At 66.3% G+C, this 15,484-nt stretch carries 12 protein-coding genes, 1 tRNA gene and 1 pseudogene; 11 read left to right on the top strand and 3 right to left on the bottom strand.

From position 1 onward, the window contains the following. Nucleotides 1-140: 140 nt before the first annotated feature. The 3 genes and pseudogenes from DIE21_RS15025 to DIE21_RS15020 all read left to right on the top strand — a co-directional run bounded on the left by DIE21_RS15025 (nucleotide 141) and on the right by DIE21_RS15020 (nucleotide 1,603). A complete protein-coding gene (locus DIE21_RS15025; protein WP_124498448.1) occupies nucleotides 141-590 on the top strand; it encodes an HU family DNA-binding protein in 450 nt (149 codons plus the stop codon). A gap of 70 nt (nucleotides 591-660) precedes the next feature. Then, on the top strand, nucleotides 661-828 hold the full coding sequence (locus DIE21_RS37210; RefSeq protein WP_185642778.1) for a hypothetical protein: 168 nt from the start codon (nucleotides 661-663) through the stop codon (nucleotides 826-828). Further along, a pseudogene (locus DIE21_RS15020) lies at nucleotides 825-1,603 on the top strand (aminoglycoside adenylyltransferase family protein). The gene DIE21_RS37210 and the pseudogene DIE21_RS15020 overlap by 4 nt, the downstream one beginning before the upstream one ends. A gap of 139 nt (nucleotides 1,604-1,742) precedes the next feature. Here the strand turns inward: DIE21_RS15020 and DIE21_RS15015 are convergent. From DIE21_RS15015 to DIE21_RS15005, 3 genes are all read right to left on the bottom strand, one after another. Beyond that, nucleotides 1,743-2,216, bottom strand: coding sequence for a VOC family protein (locus tag DIE21_RS15015; RefSeq protein ID WP_124498447.1), 474 nt, complete (start codon nucleotides 2,214-2,216; stop codon nucleotides 1,743-1,745). Nucleotides 2,217-2,580: 364 nt separating this feature from the next. After that, nucleotides 2,581-3,738, bottom strand: a complete 1,158-nt coding sequence (locus tag DIE21_RS15010; RefSeq protein ID WP_124498446.1) for a porin — start codon at nucleotides 3,736-3,738, stop codon at nucleotides 2,581-2,583. A 433-nt stretch (nucleotides 3,739-4,171) separates the two neighbouring features. After that, a complete protein-coding gene (locus DIE21_RS15005) occupies nucleotides 4,172-5,092 on the bottom strand; it encodes a YihY/virulence factor BrkB family protein (protein ID WP_124498445.1) in 921 nt (306 codons plus the stop codon). Between the two features lie 140 nt (nucleotides 5,093-5,232). On the opposite strand from DIE21_RS15005, the gene fdnG reads away from it, so the two are divergent. The 8 genes from fdnG to DIE21_RS14960 all read left to right on the top strand — a co-directional run bounded on the left by fdnG (nucleotide 5,233) and on the right by DIE21_RS14960 (nucleotide 15,284). Continuing rightward, the gene (gene fdnG, locus DIE21_RS14995) at nucleotides 5,233-8,304 is read left to right on the top strand and encodes a formate dehydrogenase-N subunit alpha (protein ID WP_148092755.1); all 3,072 of its coding nucleotides are present in this window, start codon (nucleotides 5,233-5,235) and stop codon (nucleotides 8,302-8,304) included. Between the two features lie 10 nt (nucleotides 8,305-8,314). Next, entirely contained in the window at nucleotides 8,315-9,229 is a 915-nt protein-coding gene (gene fdxH, locus DIE21_RS14990; RefSeq protein WP_124498442.1) for a formate dehydrogenase subunit beta, read from the top strand. Next, nucleotides 9,226-9,852, top strand: a complete 627-nt coding sequence (locus DIE21_RS14985) for a formate dehydrogenase subunit gamma (protein ID WP_124498441.1) — start codon at nucleotides 9,226-9,228, stop codon at nucleotides 9,850-9,852. The genes fdxH and DIE21_RS14985 overlap by 4 nt, the downstream gene beginning before the upstream one ends. 109 nt (nucleotides 9,853-9,961) lie before the next feature. Continuing rightward, a complete protein-coding gene (fdhE, locus tag DIE21_RS14980) occupies nucleotides 9,962-10,903 on the top strand; it encodes a formate dehydrogenase accessory protein FdhE (protein WP_185642777.1) in 942 nt (313 codons plus the stop codon). 70 nt (nucleotides 10,904-10,973) lie between these two features. Further along, on the top strand, nucleotides 10,974-12,413 hold the full coding sequence (gene selA / locus DIE21_RS14975) for an L-seryl-tRNA(Sec) selenium transferase (protein WP_124498439.1): 1,440 nt from the start codon (nucleotides 10,974-10,976) through the stop codon (nucleotides 12,411-12,413). After that, the gene (gene selB, locus DIE21_RS14970; RefSeq protein ID WP_124498438.1) at nucleotides 12,410-14,335 is read left to right on the top strand and encodes a selenocysteine-specific translation elongation factor; all 1,926 of its coding nucleotides are present in this window, start codon (nucleotides 12,410-12,412) and stop codon (nucleotides 14,333-14,335) included. Before selA ends, selB begins: the two co-directional genes overlap by 4 nt. A gap of 41 nt (nucleotides 14,336-14,376) precedes the next feature. Further along, nucleotides 14,377-14,472 (top strand) — tRNA-Sec (locus DIE21_RS14965). Nucleotides 14,473-14,528: 56 nt separating this feature from the next. Further along, nucleotides 14,529-15,284: a Fic family protein gene (locus DIE21_RS14960; RefSeq protein ID WP_124498557.1), complete on the top strand. Its 756-nt coding sequence runs from the start codon at nucleotides 14,529-14,531 to the stop codon at nucleotides 15,282-15,284. Nucleotides 15,285-15,484: the final 200 nt, after the last annotated feature.

The following is a 15,484-nucleotide window of genomic DNA, read 5'->3' as shown; positions in this document are numbered from 1 at the left end:
CGCGCAACAAAACCTGCGGGAAACCCCGCGAAAACGCATAAAAGTACTGCACGAAGCGTCAAGGCGCTTGTAGAATCCGGCGTTGAAGCGCGCGCGTTGCACGCTTCGTGTATCCAACGACCACACCTGGTAGGAGAAACATGGCGACTTCCGCAAAAAAGGTGGCCAAGAAGGCTGCCGCACCGGCCACCAAGAAAGTGGCTGCCAAAAAGGCTGCGCCCGCGAAGAAAGTAGTGGCCAAGAAGGCTGTCGCGAAGGCAGCACCGGCCGCTCCGACGCCGCTGAAGGACAAGTTCACGAAGGCATCGCTCGCAACGCACATCGCTGAGCGTGCCGCTGTCGAACTGAAGGCGGTCAAGGCAGTGCTCGTCGCACTCGAGAACGTCGTGCTGGGCTCGGTTCACAAGAAGGGCGCAGGCGAGTTCACGCTGCCGGGTCTGCTGAAGATCACGGCGCAAGTCGTGCCGGCGAAGAAGAAGCGCTTCGGCAAGGATCCGTTCACGGGCGAAGAGCGCTGGTTCCCGGCAAAGCCGGCCAGCGTGCGCGTGAAGGCACGTGCGCTGAAGAAGCTGAAGGACGCGGCTGCGTAATGCCGCGTAACGGTTGCCGAATGCATGTCGGCGACCGTTGCGATGTCCGACGGTCCCCGTACGCGAAAGCGTGCGGGGATTTTTTATTGCGCTGCGCAAATCGCGCGGCGACGACGTGGTGCAGCGCGGATGCGGCAGACGTGATGCGCATCCGGTGCTGCGGGCCGCTCGTGTGGATGGCCGGATCGTCATCGTGCCGGCCACGGCCTTGCATCGCCGCGCGTCGCGCACGTCATGAGCGCAGCGATCGTTCCTGTCGAGATCACCGGCCCGGTGGCTGCCGCGTGCGCCGTGATCGAACGGCATCTCGGCGCAACGCTGCAGGCGCTGCATCTGTTCGGCTCGGCGCTCGACGGCGGGCTGAAACCGCGCAGCGACATCGACCTGCTGGTGACGGTCGCTGCATCGCCGGACGAAGCGGTGCGGCGTGCGCTGATGCTCGACTTGCTCGATGTGTCGGCGCCGCCGGGGGGCACGGCGCGCATGCGCGCGCTGGAAGAGACGGTCGTCGTGCGCGGCGACGTGGTTCCGTGGCGTCATCCGGCCCGGCGCGCGCTGCAGTTCGGCGAGTGGCTGCGCCGCGATCTGCACGCGGGCATCGTCGAGCCGCCATGCGTCGATCACGATCTGGCGATTCTGTTGACGACGGTGCGGCAGCATGACGTTGCGCGGCGGCGTGGTTCGAGCCGGTGCCCGCGCGCGTCTTCGCCGCCGCGCTATTGGCCACCGTTGCGCAGTGGCATGCCGAGCCGGACTGGCGCGGCGACGCATGCAACGTCGTGCTCGCGCTCGCACGCATCTGGTACAGCGCCGCGACCGGCAGGATCGCGCCGAAGGATGTCGCCGCGGCGTGGGTGCTGGCGCGCCTGCCCGACGCGTACCGCCCCGTCCTGTCGGCCGCGCGTACCGTCTATCTGCGCGGTGAGGGCGACGATGCGCTGCTGTCCGGCGAACCGGTCGCTGCGTTCGTGCGCGACGCGCGACGGATCGTCGAAGCAATGCTGCCGGTGTAGCGGCGCAAGAATGACCGCTGTCCGCGATTGCGTCGCCGCGCGATGCAATCGCGTCGACGGATGCGGTCAGGCGCGGGCCGCACGTGCGCCACGAACGTGCCAGTACCCCGCGAAGGACGTGCAGCGCCCCGTTGCTTCGTCAGCCCGCCGTGCCGGCATGCGCGGCCTTCAGCGCGGCGACGTCGAACTTCGTCATCTGCATCATCGCCGCGGCCACACGCGCCGCCTTGACCTCGTCGCGGTCGGCCATCATCGGGATCAGTGCGTCCGGAACGATCTGCCACGAGACGCCGTAGCGGTCCCGCAGCCAGCCGCAGCCGTCGGCCGTGCCGCCGTTGTCGAGCAGCGCGCTCCAGTAACGGTCGAGTTCGGCCTGGTCGGCGCAACTGATCATCAGCGAGATCGCGTGGTTGAACGTCTCGGTGCGCGGGTGGCTCATCGCGATGAACGGCTGCCCGAACAGTTCGAACTCGACCATTCGGGTGCCGCTGGTGCCGGACACCGCCGTGACACGCACGACCCGCGAGTTCGGGAAAATGCCCGCATAGAAGGCCGCGGCTTCTTCGGCTTCCGCCGAGTACCAGAGGAACGGCGTGATCTTCTGAATCGTCATGGAGCGTCTCCTGTCAGCTGTCGGTGAGGGACGGGCAATCTGCATGCCGCCATCGATACGACGGATGCAGGTCGCCGAAATCGACATGTCGAAGCATACGTGCTTCGTATCGGGGATATCGGTGTATCGGAGTCGGCAGGGCGAGGTGTCCGGCATGCCTGCAAATGGGCTTCCCGCGCGTGACAGGCGGCCCAGGCGCCGCTCCCGGCCGGTTGCCGTACCCGAGGCCCCGGCCGCGGTCGTCGCCTGCCATGGCGCCGCCGGCAACGGACGAAAAAAAACCAGCCATGGCCGAAGCCGATGACTGGTTTTGCAGTTCGGCGACATGGCGTCGGAGACGCCATGCACACCGGAAACGTACTTCTTAGAACTTGTGGCGAATGCCGAGCGCGACCAGTTCGGCCGAGCTCTTGCCGGCGAAGCCGTACGAAGCGATCGACGCTTGCGCGCTTTGCTGCACGCCGTCGACGAGCTGCGTGCCGCTCGCGTGCTGGTATGCGCCAACCAGGTAGATGTCCGTGCGCTTCGACAGCGAGTAGTCCGCGCCGACGCCGACCTGGTGGTACTTCGCGGTCGTGTCGCCGCTTGCCTTCGTGTACGAGTAGCCGAGGCCCAGCAGCAGCGGCGGCGTGACCTGGTACGTCACGAACGCGCGGCCCGTGTTGTACTTTTCGGTCGAGCCGAAGCCCGAGAATGCGTCCGGCTTGTACTGTGCGTTGCTGTAGCCGAGACCGAACGTCACCGGGCCGATTGCATACTGGCCCGCGACTTGCGCGATGGCGATCGACTTCGCGGTTGCGTAACCCGAGTTGATCGGGCCGTCGAAGATCGCGTCGGACGTCGTCGAGCCCCAGCCTGCGCGGCCGACAGCCGTCGTCGGCGACGGGTTGGCTGCGTAGAAGTAGCCTGCAGCAACGCCGACCGGGCCGTTGTTGTATGCAGCCGCAACCGCCCACGTCTGGCCCGAACCCGTCTTGCCTGCGACGCCGCCGAGGGCGTACATGCCTTCGACCTGGAAGCCGCCCCAGACCGGCGACGTGTACTTGATCGCGTTGCTGACGCGCAGCGAGTTGTCGTTGTTGTCGACGTCGCCCGGCGTTGCCATCACGCTGCCGAAGTAGTTGTCAGCCGTCACTGCCTGGACCAGATCGACCAGCGGGTCGTACTGGCGGCCGAGCGTCAGCGTACCGTACTGGTTGCTTTCGAGGCCGACGTATGCCTGACGACCGAACATGCGACCGCCCTGGTTCAGGTGGCCGGTGCCCGGATCAAAACCGTTTTCCAACTGGAAGATCGCCTTCAGGCCGCCGCCGAGGTCTTCAGCGCCTTTCAGGCCCCAACGGCTGCCTTGCAGGTTGCCCGACAGCATTTGCCACGAGTTGTTGGCCTGGCCGTCGTTACCGTGAACCCATGCGATCGACGTGTCGATCACGCCGTACAGCGTCACGCTCGACTGAGCGTGAGCAGCGCCGGCGGCGCCCAGCAGGGCGAGCGAGAGGGTCGAGAGAGCGAGTTTCTTCATCGTTGAGTATCTCCACGCAAGTGATTCGTGATTCGTTATTTGTTGCGGATTGGAGAATAGCGCAGTGCAAGACAGGCAAGAAAGCTTAAAAAATAAAGTGTCTCGAAAAGGTAACAGCGAGAAAAAGTTCATATATATCAAGCACATCAAGAACTGTTCCTCTTTTTGAAATAGTTGACAGTTGCTGCGTTGCGATTGTTGCAACGGTTGGTGCGTCCGGCAGCGGAAGGGCGAGTTTCGACGATTGGTGCACGGAAATCGAGGCATGCAAACGTTTGCCGTTGCAGCCTGCATCGCGCGCCGATGCAAAGGACGCATCAGCGCGCGGCGGGCGGGGGTGGTTGCGGAAAGGAAGGCAGTCGCGTAGGGCGACGATGCGGCGCGCGCGATGCGCGGCCGCGCGGGAAGCAATACGCGGGGAATCCGTGGGGAATCAGTTGCCGCTTGCGCGATCCGTCGGCGCGGACACGGCCGCGACGTTGCCCGTGCGGCGATGCGCATCGCCGCGCGCGGCCGCGAATTCCGCGCCGAGCAGCAGCACGGCCGCCGAGAAGTACAGCCACATCAGCAGGACCGCGAACGATCCGGCAGCACCGAATGCACTTGCCGTGCCCGCGCGCGCGAGATACAGCGCGAACAGCTTCTTGCCGCCGGAGAACAGGATCGCGGATACGATCCCGCCGACCATCGCGTCGTGCCATGCGACGCGCGCGTCGGGCAGGAACTTCATCAGCGCGGCGAACGCGCCCGCGAGTACCGCGATGCCGACGAAGAACTGCAACAGGTTGGTGATCGCGACGTATGGTGAATTCCCTAGCAGCCAGGTGCCGACGAATGTGATCGCGGTATCGAGCACGAGCGACACGATCAGCAGGAACGCGACACCGAGCACGAGCCCGAACGAAACCAGCCGCACGCGTACGAGCCCGAGCATGCTCGACCAGCGGTTTTCCGTACTCGGCCAGATCACGCTCAACGCCGTGTTCAGCGATGCGAACGTCGCCGATGCACCGAGCGCGAGCGCGGCGAACGAGATCAGCGTCGCGATGCCGCCGCGCTCGCCCGCGCGATGCGCGTTCTGCACGATCGTCTGGATGCTGGCCGCCGCATCGTCGCCGATCAACTGGTGTGCCTGCTCGAACACCTGGCCGCGCGCGGCGTCGTCGCCGTAGAACCATCCGGCCACGGCGATCACCATCACGAGCGTCGGCGCGAGCGAGAACGCCGAGAAGAACGCGATGCTCGCGGCCATTGCCGAGCAGCGGTCGGACGAGAAGCGCCTGAACGCGTTGAGTGCCCAGTTGGCCTGTTGTTGCGCGAGACGGGTGGCTTCGGACGTGATCTGTCGTTTCATGACGGTTGGGTTGTGCGTTGAACGCCGGGCATCGGTGGATCAGACAAATCGGTATTGATCCGAGGATTCAATCATAGTTGCCTGAACTGTCTATAATTCCTTTCAGTTTCACCCCACCCCACAAAAACGCCGAGACCATCATGCTACAAATGTCCCGGCGCCAGTTCCTGAAGGTGACGGCCACGTCGCTTGCCGGATCGAGTCTTGCCCTGATGGGCTTTTCTCCGACGGAAGCGCTTGCCGAAGTCCGACAGTACAAGCTGGCGCGCACCGTCGAAACGCGCAACACCTGTCCTTATTGTTCAGTGGGTTGCGGCATCCTCATGTACAGCCTCGGCGACGGCGCGAAGAACGCGCAGCCGAGCATCATCCACATCGAAGGCGATCCCGACCACCCCGTCAATCGCGGCACGCTGTGCCCGAAGGGCGCGAGCCTGATCGACTTCATCCACAGCCCGAGCCGCCTGACGCATCCCGAGTACCGTGCGCCCGGCTCGGACAAGTGGGAACCGATCTCGTGGAATGACGCGCTCGACCGGATCGCGAAGCTGATGAAGGCCGACCGCGACGCGAACTTCGTCGAGGCGGCGGAAGACGGCGCGAAGGTCAACCGCTGGCTGACCACCGGCATGCTGGCCGCGTCGGCGGGCAGCAACGAAGTCGGCTACCTCACGCACAAGGCTGTCCGCAGTCTGGGAATGCTCGTATTCGACAATCAGGCGCGTGTCTGACATGGCCCGACGGTGGCAGGTCTTGCCCCGACGTTTGGCCGTGGAGCGATGACGAACCATTGGGTCGACATCAAGAACGCGGACGTGATTCTCGTGATGGGCGGCAATGCAGCCGAGGCCCATCCGTGCGGTTTCAAGTGGGTAACGGAGGCGAAGGCGCACCGCAAGGCGCGGCTGATCGTCGTCGACCCGCGCTTTACGCGCACGGCCTCGGTGGCCGACTACTACGCGCCGATCCGCACCGGCACCGACATCGTCTTCCTGGGCGGCGTCATCAACTATCTGCTGACGAACGACAAGATCCAGCATGAGTACGTGAAGAACTACACGGACTTCTCGTTCATCGTGCGCGAGGATTTCGCGTTCAACGACGGCATCTATTCCGGCTACGACGCCGAGAAGCACGCGTATCCGGACAAATCGAGCTGGGATTACGAGCGCGGCGACGATGGCTTCGCGAAGGTCGATCCGACGCTGCAGCATCCTCGCTGCGTGGTCAACCTGCTGAAGCAGCACTACGCGCGCTATACGCCGGACATGGTCCAGCAGACGTGCGGCACGCCGAAGGAGAAATTCCTGAAGGTGTGCGAGATGCTCGCGACGACGGCCGTTCCCGGCCGCGCCGGCACGGTGCTGTACGCGCTCGGCTGGACCCACCATTCGATCGGCGCGCAGATGATCCGCACCGGCGCGATGGTGCAGCTGCTGCTCGGCAACATCGGCATCGCCGGCGGCGGGATGAACGCGCTGCGCGGCCACTCGAACATCCAGGGGTTGACCGACCTCGGGCTGATGTCGAACCTGCTGCCGGGCTACATGACGCTGCCGATGCAGGCCGAGCAGGATTTCGACGGCTACCTCAAGAAGCGCACGCAATTGCCGCTGCGGCCGAACCAGCTGAGCTACTGGAAGAACTACAAGGCCTTCCACGTCAGCTTCATGAAGTCCTGGTGGGGCGATGCGGCGACCGCCGAGAACAACTGGGCCTACGACTACCTGCCGAAGCTGGACAAGCAGTACGACCTGCTGCAGGCGATCGAGCTGATGAGTGCCGGCAAGATGAACGGCTACATCTGCCAGGGCTTCAACCCGCTCGCGGCGGCGCCGTCGAAGGTGAAGACGGCAGCAGGCCTCGCGAAGCTGAAGTGGCTCGTGATCATGGATCCGCTCGCGACCGAGACGTCCGAGTTCTGGAAGCATCACGGCGACTTCAACGACGTCGATTCGTCGAAGATCCAGACCGAGGTGTTCCGCCTGCCGACCACCTGCTTCGCGGAGGAAAACGGCTCGCTCGTCAGTTCGAGCCGTGTGCTGCAATGGCACTGGAAGGGCGCGGAGCCGCCGGGCGAGGCGCGGAGCGACCTCGAGATCATGTCGGGGCTGTTCCTGCGCATGCGCAAGATGTACCAGACGGACGGCGGCAAGTATCCGGATCCGATCGTGAACCTGACCTGGCCGTACGCGAACCCGGAAAGCCCGACGCCCGAAGAGCTCGCGATGGAGTTCAACGGCCGTGCGCTCGCGGACTTGCCCGATCCGAAGGACCCGACCAAGACGCTCGTGAAGAAGGGCGAGCAGCTCGCCGCGTTCGCGCAGCTGAAGGACGACGGCACGACCGCGAGCGGCTGCTGGATCTTCTGCGGCGCCTGGACGCAGGCCGGCAACCAGATGGGGCGGCGCGACAACTCGGACCCGACCGGCATCGGCCAGACGCTGAACTGGGCGTGGGCCTGGCCGGCGAACCGGCGGATCCTGTACAACCGCGCGTCGTGCGACGTGAGCGGCAAGCCGTTCGACCCGACCCGCAAGCTGATCGGCTGGAACGGCAGCGCGTGGAAGGGCGTCGACGTGCCCGACTTCAAGGCGGACGAGCCGCCTGAAAACGGGATGGGGCCGTTCATCATGAACCCTGAAGGTGTCGCGCGCTTCTTCGCCCGCGCGGGGATGAACGAAGGTCCGTTCCCCGAGCACTACGAGCCGTTCGAGACGCCGCTTGCGGCGAACCCGCTGCACCCTGACAACCCGCAGGCGCTGAACAACCCGGCCGCCCGCGTGTTCCCGGACGACCGCGCGTCGTTCGGCAAGGTGTCGGAGTTCCCGCACGTCGCGACGACGTACCGGCTGACCGAGCATTTCCATTACTGGACCAAGCATGCGCGGCTGAACGCGATCATCCAGCCCGAGCAATTCGTCGAGATCGGCGAAGACCTCGCGAAGGAAGTCGGCGTCGCGCACGGCGATCGCGTGAAGGTGTCGTCCAAGCGCGGCTACATCGTCGCGGTCGCGCTCGTCACGAAGCGGATCAAGCCGCTGACGATCGAAGGCAAGAAGGTCCAGACGGTCGGCATCCCGTTGCACTGGGGCTTCAAGGGTCTGACGAAGCCCGGCTATCTCGCCAATACCCTGACTCCGTCCGTGGGCGACGGCAACTCGTACACACCGGAATTCAAGTCGTTCCTGGTGAAGGTCGAAAAGGCGTAAGGGGGAAGAGATGGCATTGCAATCGCTGGATATCAAGCGCGTCTCGGCCACCACGACGCCGCCGCCCACGGTGCGCGAACCGGTGACCGGGAGCGTCGCGAAGCTGATCGACGTATCGAAGTGCATCGGCTGCAAGGCGTGCCAGACGGCATGCATGGAGTGGAACGACCTGCGCGACGAGGTCGGCACCAACGTCGGCGTGTACGACAACCCGGCCGACCTGTCGGAGCACTCGTGGACGGTGATGCGGTTCGCCGAATACGAGAACCCGGCAGGCGACCTCGAGTGGCTGATCCGCAAGGACGGCTGCATGCACTGCGAGGATCCGGGCTGCCTGAAGGCATGCCCGTCGCCGGGCGCGATCGTGCAGTACAACAACGGGATCGTCGATTTCCACGAGGAGAACTGCATCGGTTGCGGCTATTGCGTGACCGGCTGCCCGTTCAACGTGCCGCGGATCTCGAAGAAGGACCATCGCGCGTACAAGTGCACGCTCTGTTCCGACCGCGTCGCGGTCGGCCAGGAACCGGCCTGCGTGAAAACCTGCCCGACCGGCGCGATCGTGTTCGGCACCAAGGAGGACATGAAGCGGCACGCGGCCGAGCGGATCGAGGACCTGAAGGAGCGCGGCTTCGAGCATGCGGGGCTGTACGACCCGCAGGGCGTCGGCGGCACGCACGTGATGTACGTGCTGCACCACGCGGACAAGCCGTCGCTGTACTACGGGCTGCCCGACAATCCGTCGATCAGCCCGATGGTGAAGCTGTGGAAGGGCATCGCGAAGCCGCTCGCGGTCGCCGGCCTCGCGCTGACCGCGCTGGCCGGGTTCTTCCACTACACGCGGGTCGGTCCGAACGAGGTCAGCGACGAGGAAGAAGCCGCCGCCCGCGACGACGCGCGACGCATCAAGGAGGACGCAAAATGAAGCACGACGACCCCAACCTGATCGTCCGCTACACGCCGAACGAGCGCACGAACCACTGGATCACCGCGATCACCTTCGTGCTGTTGGCGCTGTCCGGGCTCGCGCTGTTCCATCCGTCGATGTTCTGGCTCACCGCGCTGTTCGGCGGCGGCCAGTGGACGCGGATCCTGCATCCGTTCGTCGGCCTCGTGATGTTCGTGTCGTTCGCGATTCTCGTGGTGCGCTTCTGGCACCACAACGCGCTCGACGCGGACGATCGCCAGTGGCTGAAGCAGATCGGCGACGTGCTGACCAACCAGGAAGACAAGCTGCCGCCGGTCGGCCGCTATAACGCCGGACAGAAGCTGCTATTCTTCACGTTGGTGGCGTGCCTGCTGCTGCTCCTGCTGTCGGGGATCGTGATCTGGCGGCGCTACTTCTCGTTCTACTTCCCGATCGGGGTGATCCGCGCGGCGGCCGTCGTGCATGCCGTGGCGGCCTTCGTGCTGATCGCGAGCATCATCGTGCACATTTACGCGGCGTTGTGGGTGAAGGGCTCGATCGGGGCGATGGTGCGCGGCACCGTCACGCTGGGCTGGGCCCGCAAGCATCACCCGAAGTGGTTCCGTGAAAGCGTGAAATAACGCATCGGAGCGGGGCGGCTCGCCGATTGAGGCGGGCCGCCCCGTCGGCCGTCGGAACCGCCTGAAAGCGCCGACCTGTCGGCGCTTGTTTTTTTTGGAAGACATTTTTGTGACACAACGCATTCTCGAACCGACCGAGATCTCGGCGCTCGATCATTCGGCCATTCCGCGCTTTCGCCTGCCGGAGCGCGCGACCGCGTTCGCGGCGCGCGCCGCGCGGCTGCGCAAGCTCGCCGACCTGAACCCGATCAGCGGCTACCTGCGGCTGATGGCGACCGTTGCCGACGCGCAGCACGCGATGCTGCAGGCGCTGAACCTGCCGATGCCGTCGCCCGAAGCGATCGCGCGTGCGCAGCAGCATTCGATGCCGCTCGTGCCGGCGCTCGACGGCGAGCGCAACCCGCAGTGGCGGGCCGTGCTGTACGAACTGCTCGACCGCGTCGAAAGCGCCGGGCTCGTCAATCCGTCGCTCGCGAAGCTGCTCGACCGGCTGCGCCTGTTGGCGCCCGCCGAACTCGACGCACAGGCCGACGCGATCCTCGCGCTGCGCTTCGCCGAGGTCGACCCGGCCACCGCGCCGTTCCTGATGGCCGCGCTGCAGGTCGTCTGGACCGATCTCGCGAGCCGCGTCGCGCCGGCCGACGTCCCGTATCTCGACCAGCCGGGGCTGTGCCCCGTGTGCGGCACGCATCCGGTCGCGAGCGTCGTGCGTGTCGGCGGCCAGTTCCAGGGCTACCGTTTCCTGCAGTGCGGGCTGTGCACGACCGAGTGGCACATGGTGCGCACGAAATGTTCGCACTGCGACTCGACCAAGGGCATCGCTTACCACGGGATCGAGGGCGGCAGCGAAGCCGTCAAGGCCGAATCGTGCGACGAATGCAAGACCTATCGCAAGATCGGCTACCAGGAGAAGGACTACGAGTTCGAGCCGCTGGCCGACGATCTCGCGAGCCTCACGCTCGACCTGCTGATGAACGAAGCCGGCTACCAGCGCAGTTCGCCGAACCCGCTGCTGTGGCCGGACATGTCGCGCGAAGCCGACGTGGACTGACGGCAGGCAGCCGGGTGCGCGAGCGCCGGCGCCCGCTGCCTGCCGCGCTTGGAAATGGAGCCACCATTACGTGACCGAACCGGGTTTGAATGAACTGAATGCCGTCCTCGCGCGCGTGCCGTCGGTGGAGCGCGTGCTGTCGTCGGCGCCGCTGCAGCCGCTGCTCGCCGACTATGGCCGGACGCGCGTGCTGAACGCGGTGCGCGCCGAACTCGAACGCTGGCGCACCGCTGCGCAGCAGGATCCGTCGGCGGCCGAGCCGCTCGACGAGCCGCGCATCGCGGCCGCTGTCGCCCGCACGCTGGCCGCGCAGAGCGCGGGCGCCGTGCGCGCGGTGTTCAATCTGACCGGCACCGTGCTGCACACCAATCTCGGACGCGCGCTGTTGCCCGACGACGCGGTGCGCGCGGTGGTCGACGCGCTGACCCAACCCGTCAACCTCGAATTCGATCTCGCCACCGGCCGCCGCGGCGACCGCGACGACCTGATCGACGATCTGCTGTGCGAACTGACGGGCGCGGAAGCCGCGACCGTCGTCAACAACAATGCGGCGGCCGTGTTCCTGACGCTGTCGGCGCTGGCAGCGAAGAAGGAAGTCGTCGTGTCGCGCGGCGAGCTGGTCGAGATCGGCGGCGCGTTTCGCATTCCCGACATCATGAGCCGCGCGGGCGCGAAGCTGCGCGAGGTCGGGACGACCAACCGCACCCATTTGCGCGACTATGCGGACGCGATCGGCCCGCGTACCGCGCTGCTGATGAAGGTGCACTGCAGCAACTACGCAATCAGCGGCTTCACGAAGGAGGTGGCGCTTGCCGAACTCTCGCCGCTTGCCCGCGAGCACGGTCTGCCGGTGGCGGTCGATCTCGGCAGCGGCACGCTCGCCGATCTGTCGCAGTGGGGGCTGCCGCACGAGACGACCGTGCAGGAAACCGTCGCGGCCGGCGCGAACCTCGTCACGTTCAGCGGCGACAAGCTGCTCGGCGGGCCGCAGGCCGGCCTGATCGTCGGCGATCGCGCGCTCGTCGCGAAGATCAAGAAGCATCCGCTCAAGCGCGCGCTGCGCGTCGGCAAGCTGACGCTCGCCGCGCTCGAGCCCGTGCTGCGGCTCTACCAGGCGCCGGAATTCCTGTGCGAGCGGCTCACGACGCTGCGGCTGCTGACGCGGCCGCAACGCGACATCGCCGAGGCCGCCGAGCGCGTGCGTCCGGTGTTGCAGGCGGCGCTCGGCAGCGCCTTCGACGTGCATGTCGAGCCGATGTTCAGCCAGATCGGCAGCGGTGCGCTGCCGGTCGATCAGTTGCCGAGTGCCGGGCTCGTCGTGCGCACGCCGGACGGCAAGCGCGGCGGCCGTGCGCTCGCGCAGCTCGAGAAGCGGCTGCGCGAATGGCCGCGTCCGGTGATCGGCCGCGTGGCCGACAATGCGCTGCGGCTCGACCTGCGCTGCCTCGAGGCGGCCGACGAAGCGGCACTCGTCGCGCAATGCGTGCAGATCGCGGGGCCCGCTGCATGATCGTCGGTACCGCGGGACATATCGATCACGGCAAGACGACGCTCGTGCGGGCGCTGACGGGCGTCGACACCGACCGGTTGAAGGAAGAGAAGGCGCGCGGCATCTCGATCGAGCTCGGCTACGCGTATACGCCGCTCGAGAATGGCGACGTGCTCGGCCTGATCGACGTGCCGGGCCACGAGAAGCTGATACATACGATGGCGGCCGGCGCGTGCGGGATCGACTTCGCGCTGCTCGTGATCGCCGCCGACGACGGTGTGATGCCGCAGACCCGCGAGCATCTCGCGATCCTGCAACTGCTCGGCGTCACGCATGGCGCGGTCGCACTGACGAAGTGCGATCGCGTCGACGCCGCACGCCTGTCGGCCGTGCGCGACGAGATCGTCGTATGGCTGCACGGTTCGACGCTGGATGGCGTACCGATCTTCGAAACCTGCGCGACGCGCGAGGACGATCCGGGCGTCGCCGCATTGAAGCGTCACCTCGCCGACGCGGCGCTCGCGTGGCGCGGGCGTCGCGACGACGGCCTGTTCCGGCTCGCGGTCGATCGCGTATTTACGCTCGCGGGGCAGGGCACCGTCGTGACCGGCACCGCGTTCGCGGGCCGCGTGGCGACCGGCGACACGCTCGCGGTCGTGCGCACCGGCGGCGCGGCGCGCGTGCGCAGCATCCATGCGCAGAATCGTCCGGTGGATACGGGCCGCGCGGGCGAGCGCTGCGCGCTGAACCTGGCCGGTGTCGACAAGACGGCCGTCGAGCGCGGCGATACCGTCGCGGATGCGCGGCTCGTCGCGACGTCGCCGCGGCTTGACGTCGAACTGACGCTGCTGGCCGACGCGGGGCTCACGCTGACGCACTGGGCGCCGCTGCACGTGCATCTGGGCACGCTGCACCGCGTCGCGCACGTTGCGCTGCTCGACGGCGATACGCTCGCGGCCGGCCGGAAGATGCGCGTACAACTGGTGTTCGACGAACCCGTGTTCGCGCTGCCGGGCGATCGCTTCATCGTCCGCAATCCGCAAGCGACGCGCACCGTCGGCGGCGGCCGCGTGCTCGACCCGTTCGGTCCCGCGCGCAAGCGCCGCACGCCCGCGCGCCGCGCATGGCTCGATGCGCTGGCGGCGTGGCTCGATGAAGGGCGGGTCGATGCGCTGCTCGCGCAGGCGCCGCTCGGCATCGCACGCACGACGCTCACGCACCTGACGGGGTTCGCGCCGGATACGCTCGCATTGCCGGACGACGCGCTGGCGATCGGCCAGCGCGACGCCGCATCGAACGACGGCACGGTGATCGCGCGGGCGCACTGGGATGCGCTGCGGGCGCGGGCGATCGACACGCTGCGCGCGTATCACGAGCGCGTGCCGGACGAGCAGGGGCTCGATGCGGCGCGCCTGCGGCGGATGGCGGCGCCGCTCGTCGGCGATGCGCCATGGCGCGCGCTGGTCGATGCGCTGGTGAACGGCGCGGAGGTTGCGCGAAGCGGGCCGTGGCTGCATCTGCCGTCGCATTCGGTGAGTTTCGATGCGCGCGAGGAAGCGCTGGCAAAGCAACTGTTGCCGCTGATTCATGCCGGGCGCTTCGATCCGCCGTGGGTCCGCGATCTGGCGCGCGACACGGGCGCGGCCGAGGAAGCCGTGCGCACGCTGCTGCGCAAGCTCGCGCGACGCGGTGACGTGCATCAGGTCGTGCGCGACCTGTTCTATCACGCGGATGTCGTGCGCGAACTGGCCGGGCTGGTGGCGCATCTCGCGCCGACGCGCGGCGGCGGGCTCGACGCGGCGACGTTTCGCGACGCGACCGGGCTCGGCCGCAAGCGCGCGATCCAGATTCTCGAGTTCTTCGATCGGGTTGGGTATACTCGCTTCCACCGCGATCTTCACTTCCTGCGGCCTGACAGCGGTTGGGTGGGTATTCAGGCGTAGGCGCTCGTCGTTCTTCTCGCTCTTTTGGTTCTTTTCCCCACGGAAGGCATTCGTATCCGGTGGTACGGCCGGGCTTCAAACCCGGTTGGGGGTGTCAGACACTCCCGGGTCGGTTCGACTCCGGCTGCCTTCCGCCACTAGCCCTCCCCGATGGGGACTAAAATGGCTCGAATTGGCCGAAATGGGTGATTTCATGGATTCGTCCGTACTGCTTCTGCTGGAAGCCGTCGATGCCGACAAGGCAAAGCTGGACGCAGCGCGTCCGCTTCCGCCGCATACGCTGGCGTCATTGCGCGAAAAGCTGATGCTGGAGTGGACCTATCATTCGAATGCGATCGAAGGCAACACGCTGACCCTGCGGGAAACGAAGGTCGTGCTCGAAGGCATTACGGTCGGCGGCAAGTCGCTGCGCGAGCATTTCGAAGCCACGAATCATCGCGACGCGATTCTCTATGTCGAAGAAATCGTCGGCAAGCAGGAGACGCTGTCCGAGTGGCAAATCCGGAATATTCATGGGCTGGTACTGAAGGGTATCGACGACGGCGAGGCCGGGCGGTATCGCCGGGAGAACGTCGTGATCGCAGGCGCCAGCACGACGCCGCCGGATTTCCTGCATTTGCCGGCCGAAATGGCCGCGCTCATCGATTGGGACACACAGGCGGGGGCGATGCATCCCGTGGCGCGTGCCGCCGAACTGCATACGCGGTTCGTGAAGATCCATCCGTTTGTCGACGGCAATGGAAGAACGGGGCGGTTGCTGCTGAATTTCGAACTGATGAAGTCCGGCTACCCGCCTGCCGTCATTCGCAAGGAAGATCGGCTGGCTTACTACGATACGCTGGACGAGGCGTGTGTGACCGGCGACTACAGCGGCATCACGCGCCTGGTGGCCGAGTCTGTCCAGCGCTCGCTCGATGCCTACCTCGGCGTACTTGGATTGCGCAAGTAGGGAAGGCATTCGGAACGCCAGTCAGGGCGGCCTGATCACTGGGGCGTCCTGTTTCGGCCGGTGGCCTGGACACCGGCAACAAACGGCCGCCTGCTGTTCTTTTCTCCGAGAAAGGTAGTCGTATCCGGTGGTACGGCCGGGCTTCAAACCCGGTTGGGGGTGTCAGACACTCCCGGGTCGGTTCGACTCCGGCTGCCTTC

Source organism: Burkholderia sp. Bp9140, assembly GCF_003853425.1.
Lineage (GTDB): Bacteria > Pseudomonadota > Gammaproteobacteria > Burkholderiales > Burkholderiaceae > Burkholderia.
This window is presented reverse-complemented; position numbering and strand designations above follow the sequence as displayed.

Excerpts from the sequence above, each read along its gene's own strand:
- DIE21_RS15015 (WP_124498447.1), bottom strand. The coding sequence starts at position 2,216 with ATGACGATTCAGAAGATCACGCCGTTCCTCTGGTACTCGGCGGAAGCC.
- DIE21_RS14985 (WP_124498441.1), top strand. The coding sequence starts at position 9,226 with ATGAAGCACGACGACCCCAACCTGATCGTCCGCTACACGCCGAACGAG.
- DIE21_RS14960 (WP_124498557.1), top strand. The coding sequence starts at position 14,529 with ATGGATTCGTCCGTACTGCTTCTGCTGGAAGCCGTCGATGCCGACAAG.
- DIE21_RS15005 (WP_124498445.1), bottom strand. The coding sequence starts at position 5,092 with ATGAAACGACAGATCACGTCCGAAGCCACCCGTCTCGCGCAACAACAG.
- DIE21_RS15010 (WP_124498446.1), bottom strand. The coding sequence starts at position 3,738 with ATGAAGAAACTCGCTCTCTCGACCCTCTCGCTCGCCCTGCTGGGCGCC.
- selB (WP_124498438.1), top strand. The coding sequence starts at position 12,410 with ATGATCGTCGGTACCGCGGGACATATCGATCACGGCAAGACGACGCTC.
- fdxH (WP_124498442.1), top strand. The coding sequence starts at position 8,315 with ATGGCATTGCAATCGCTGGATATCAAGCGCGTCTCGGCCACCACGACG.
- DIE21_RS15025 (WP_124498448.1), top strand. The coding sequence starts at position 141 with ATGGCGACTTCCGCAAAAAAGGTGGCCAAGAAGGCTGCCGCACCGGCC.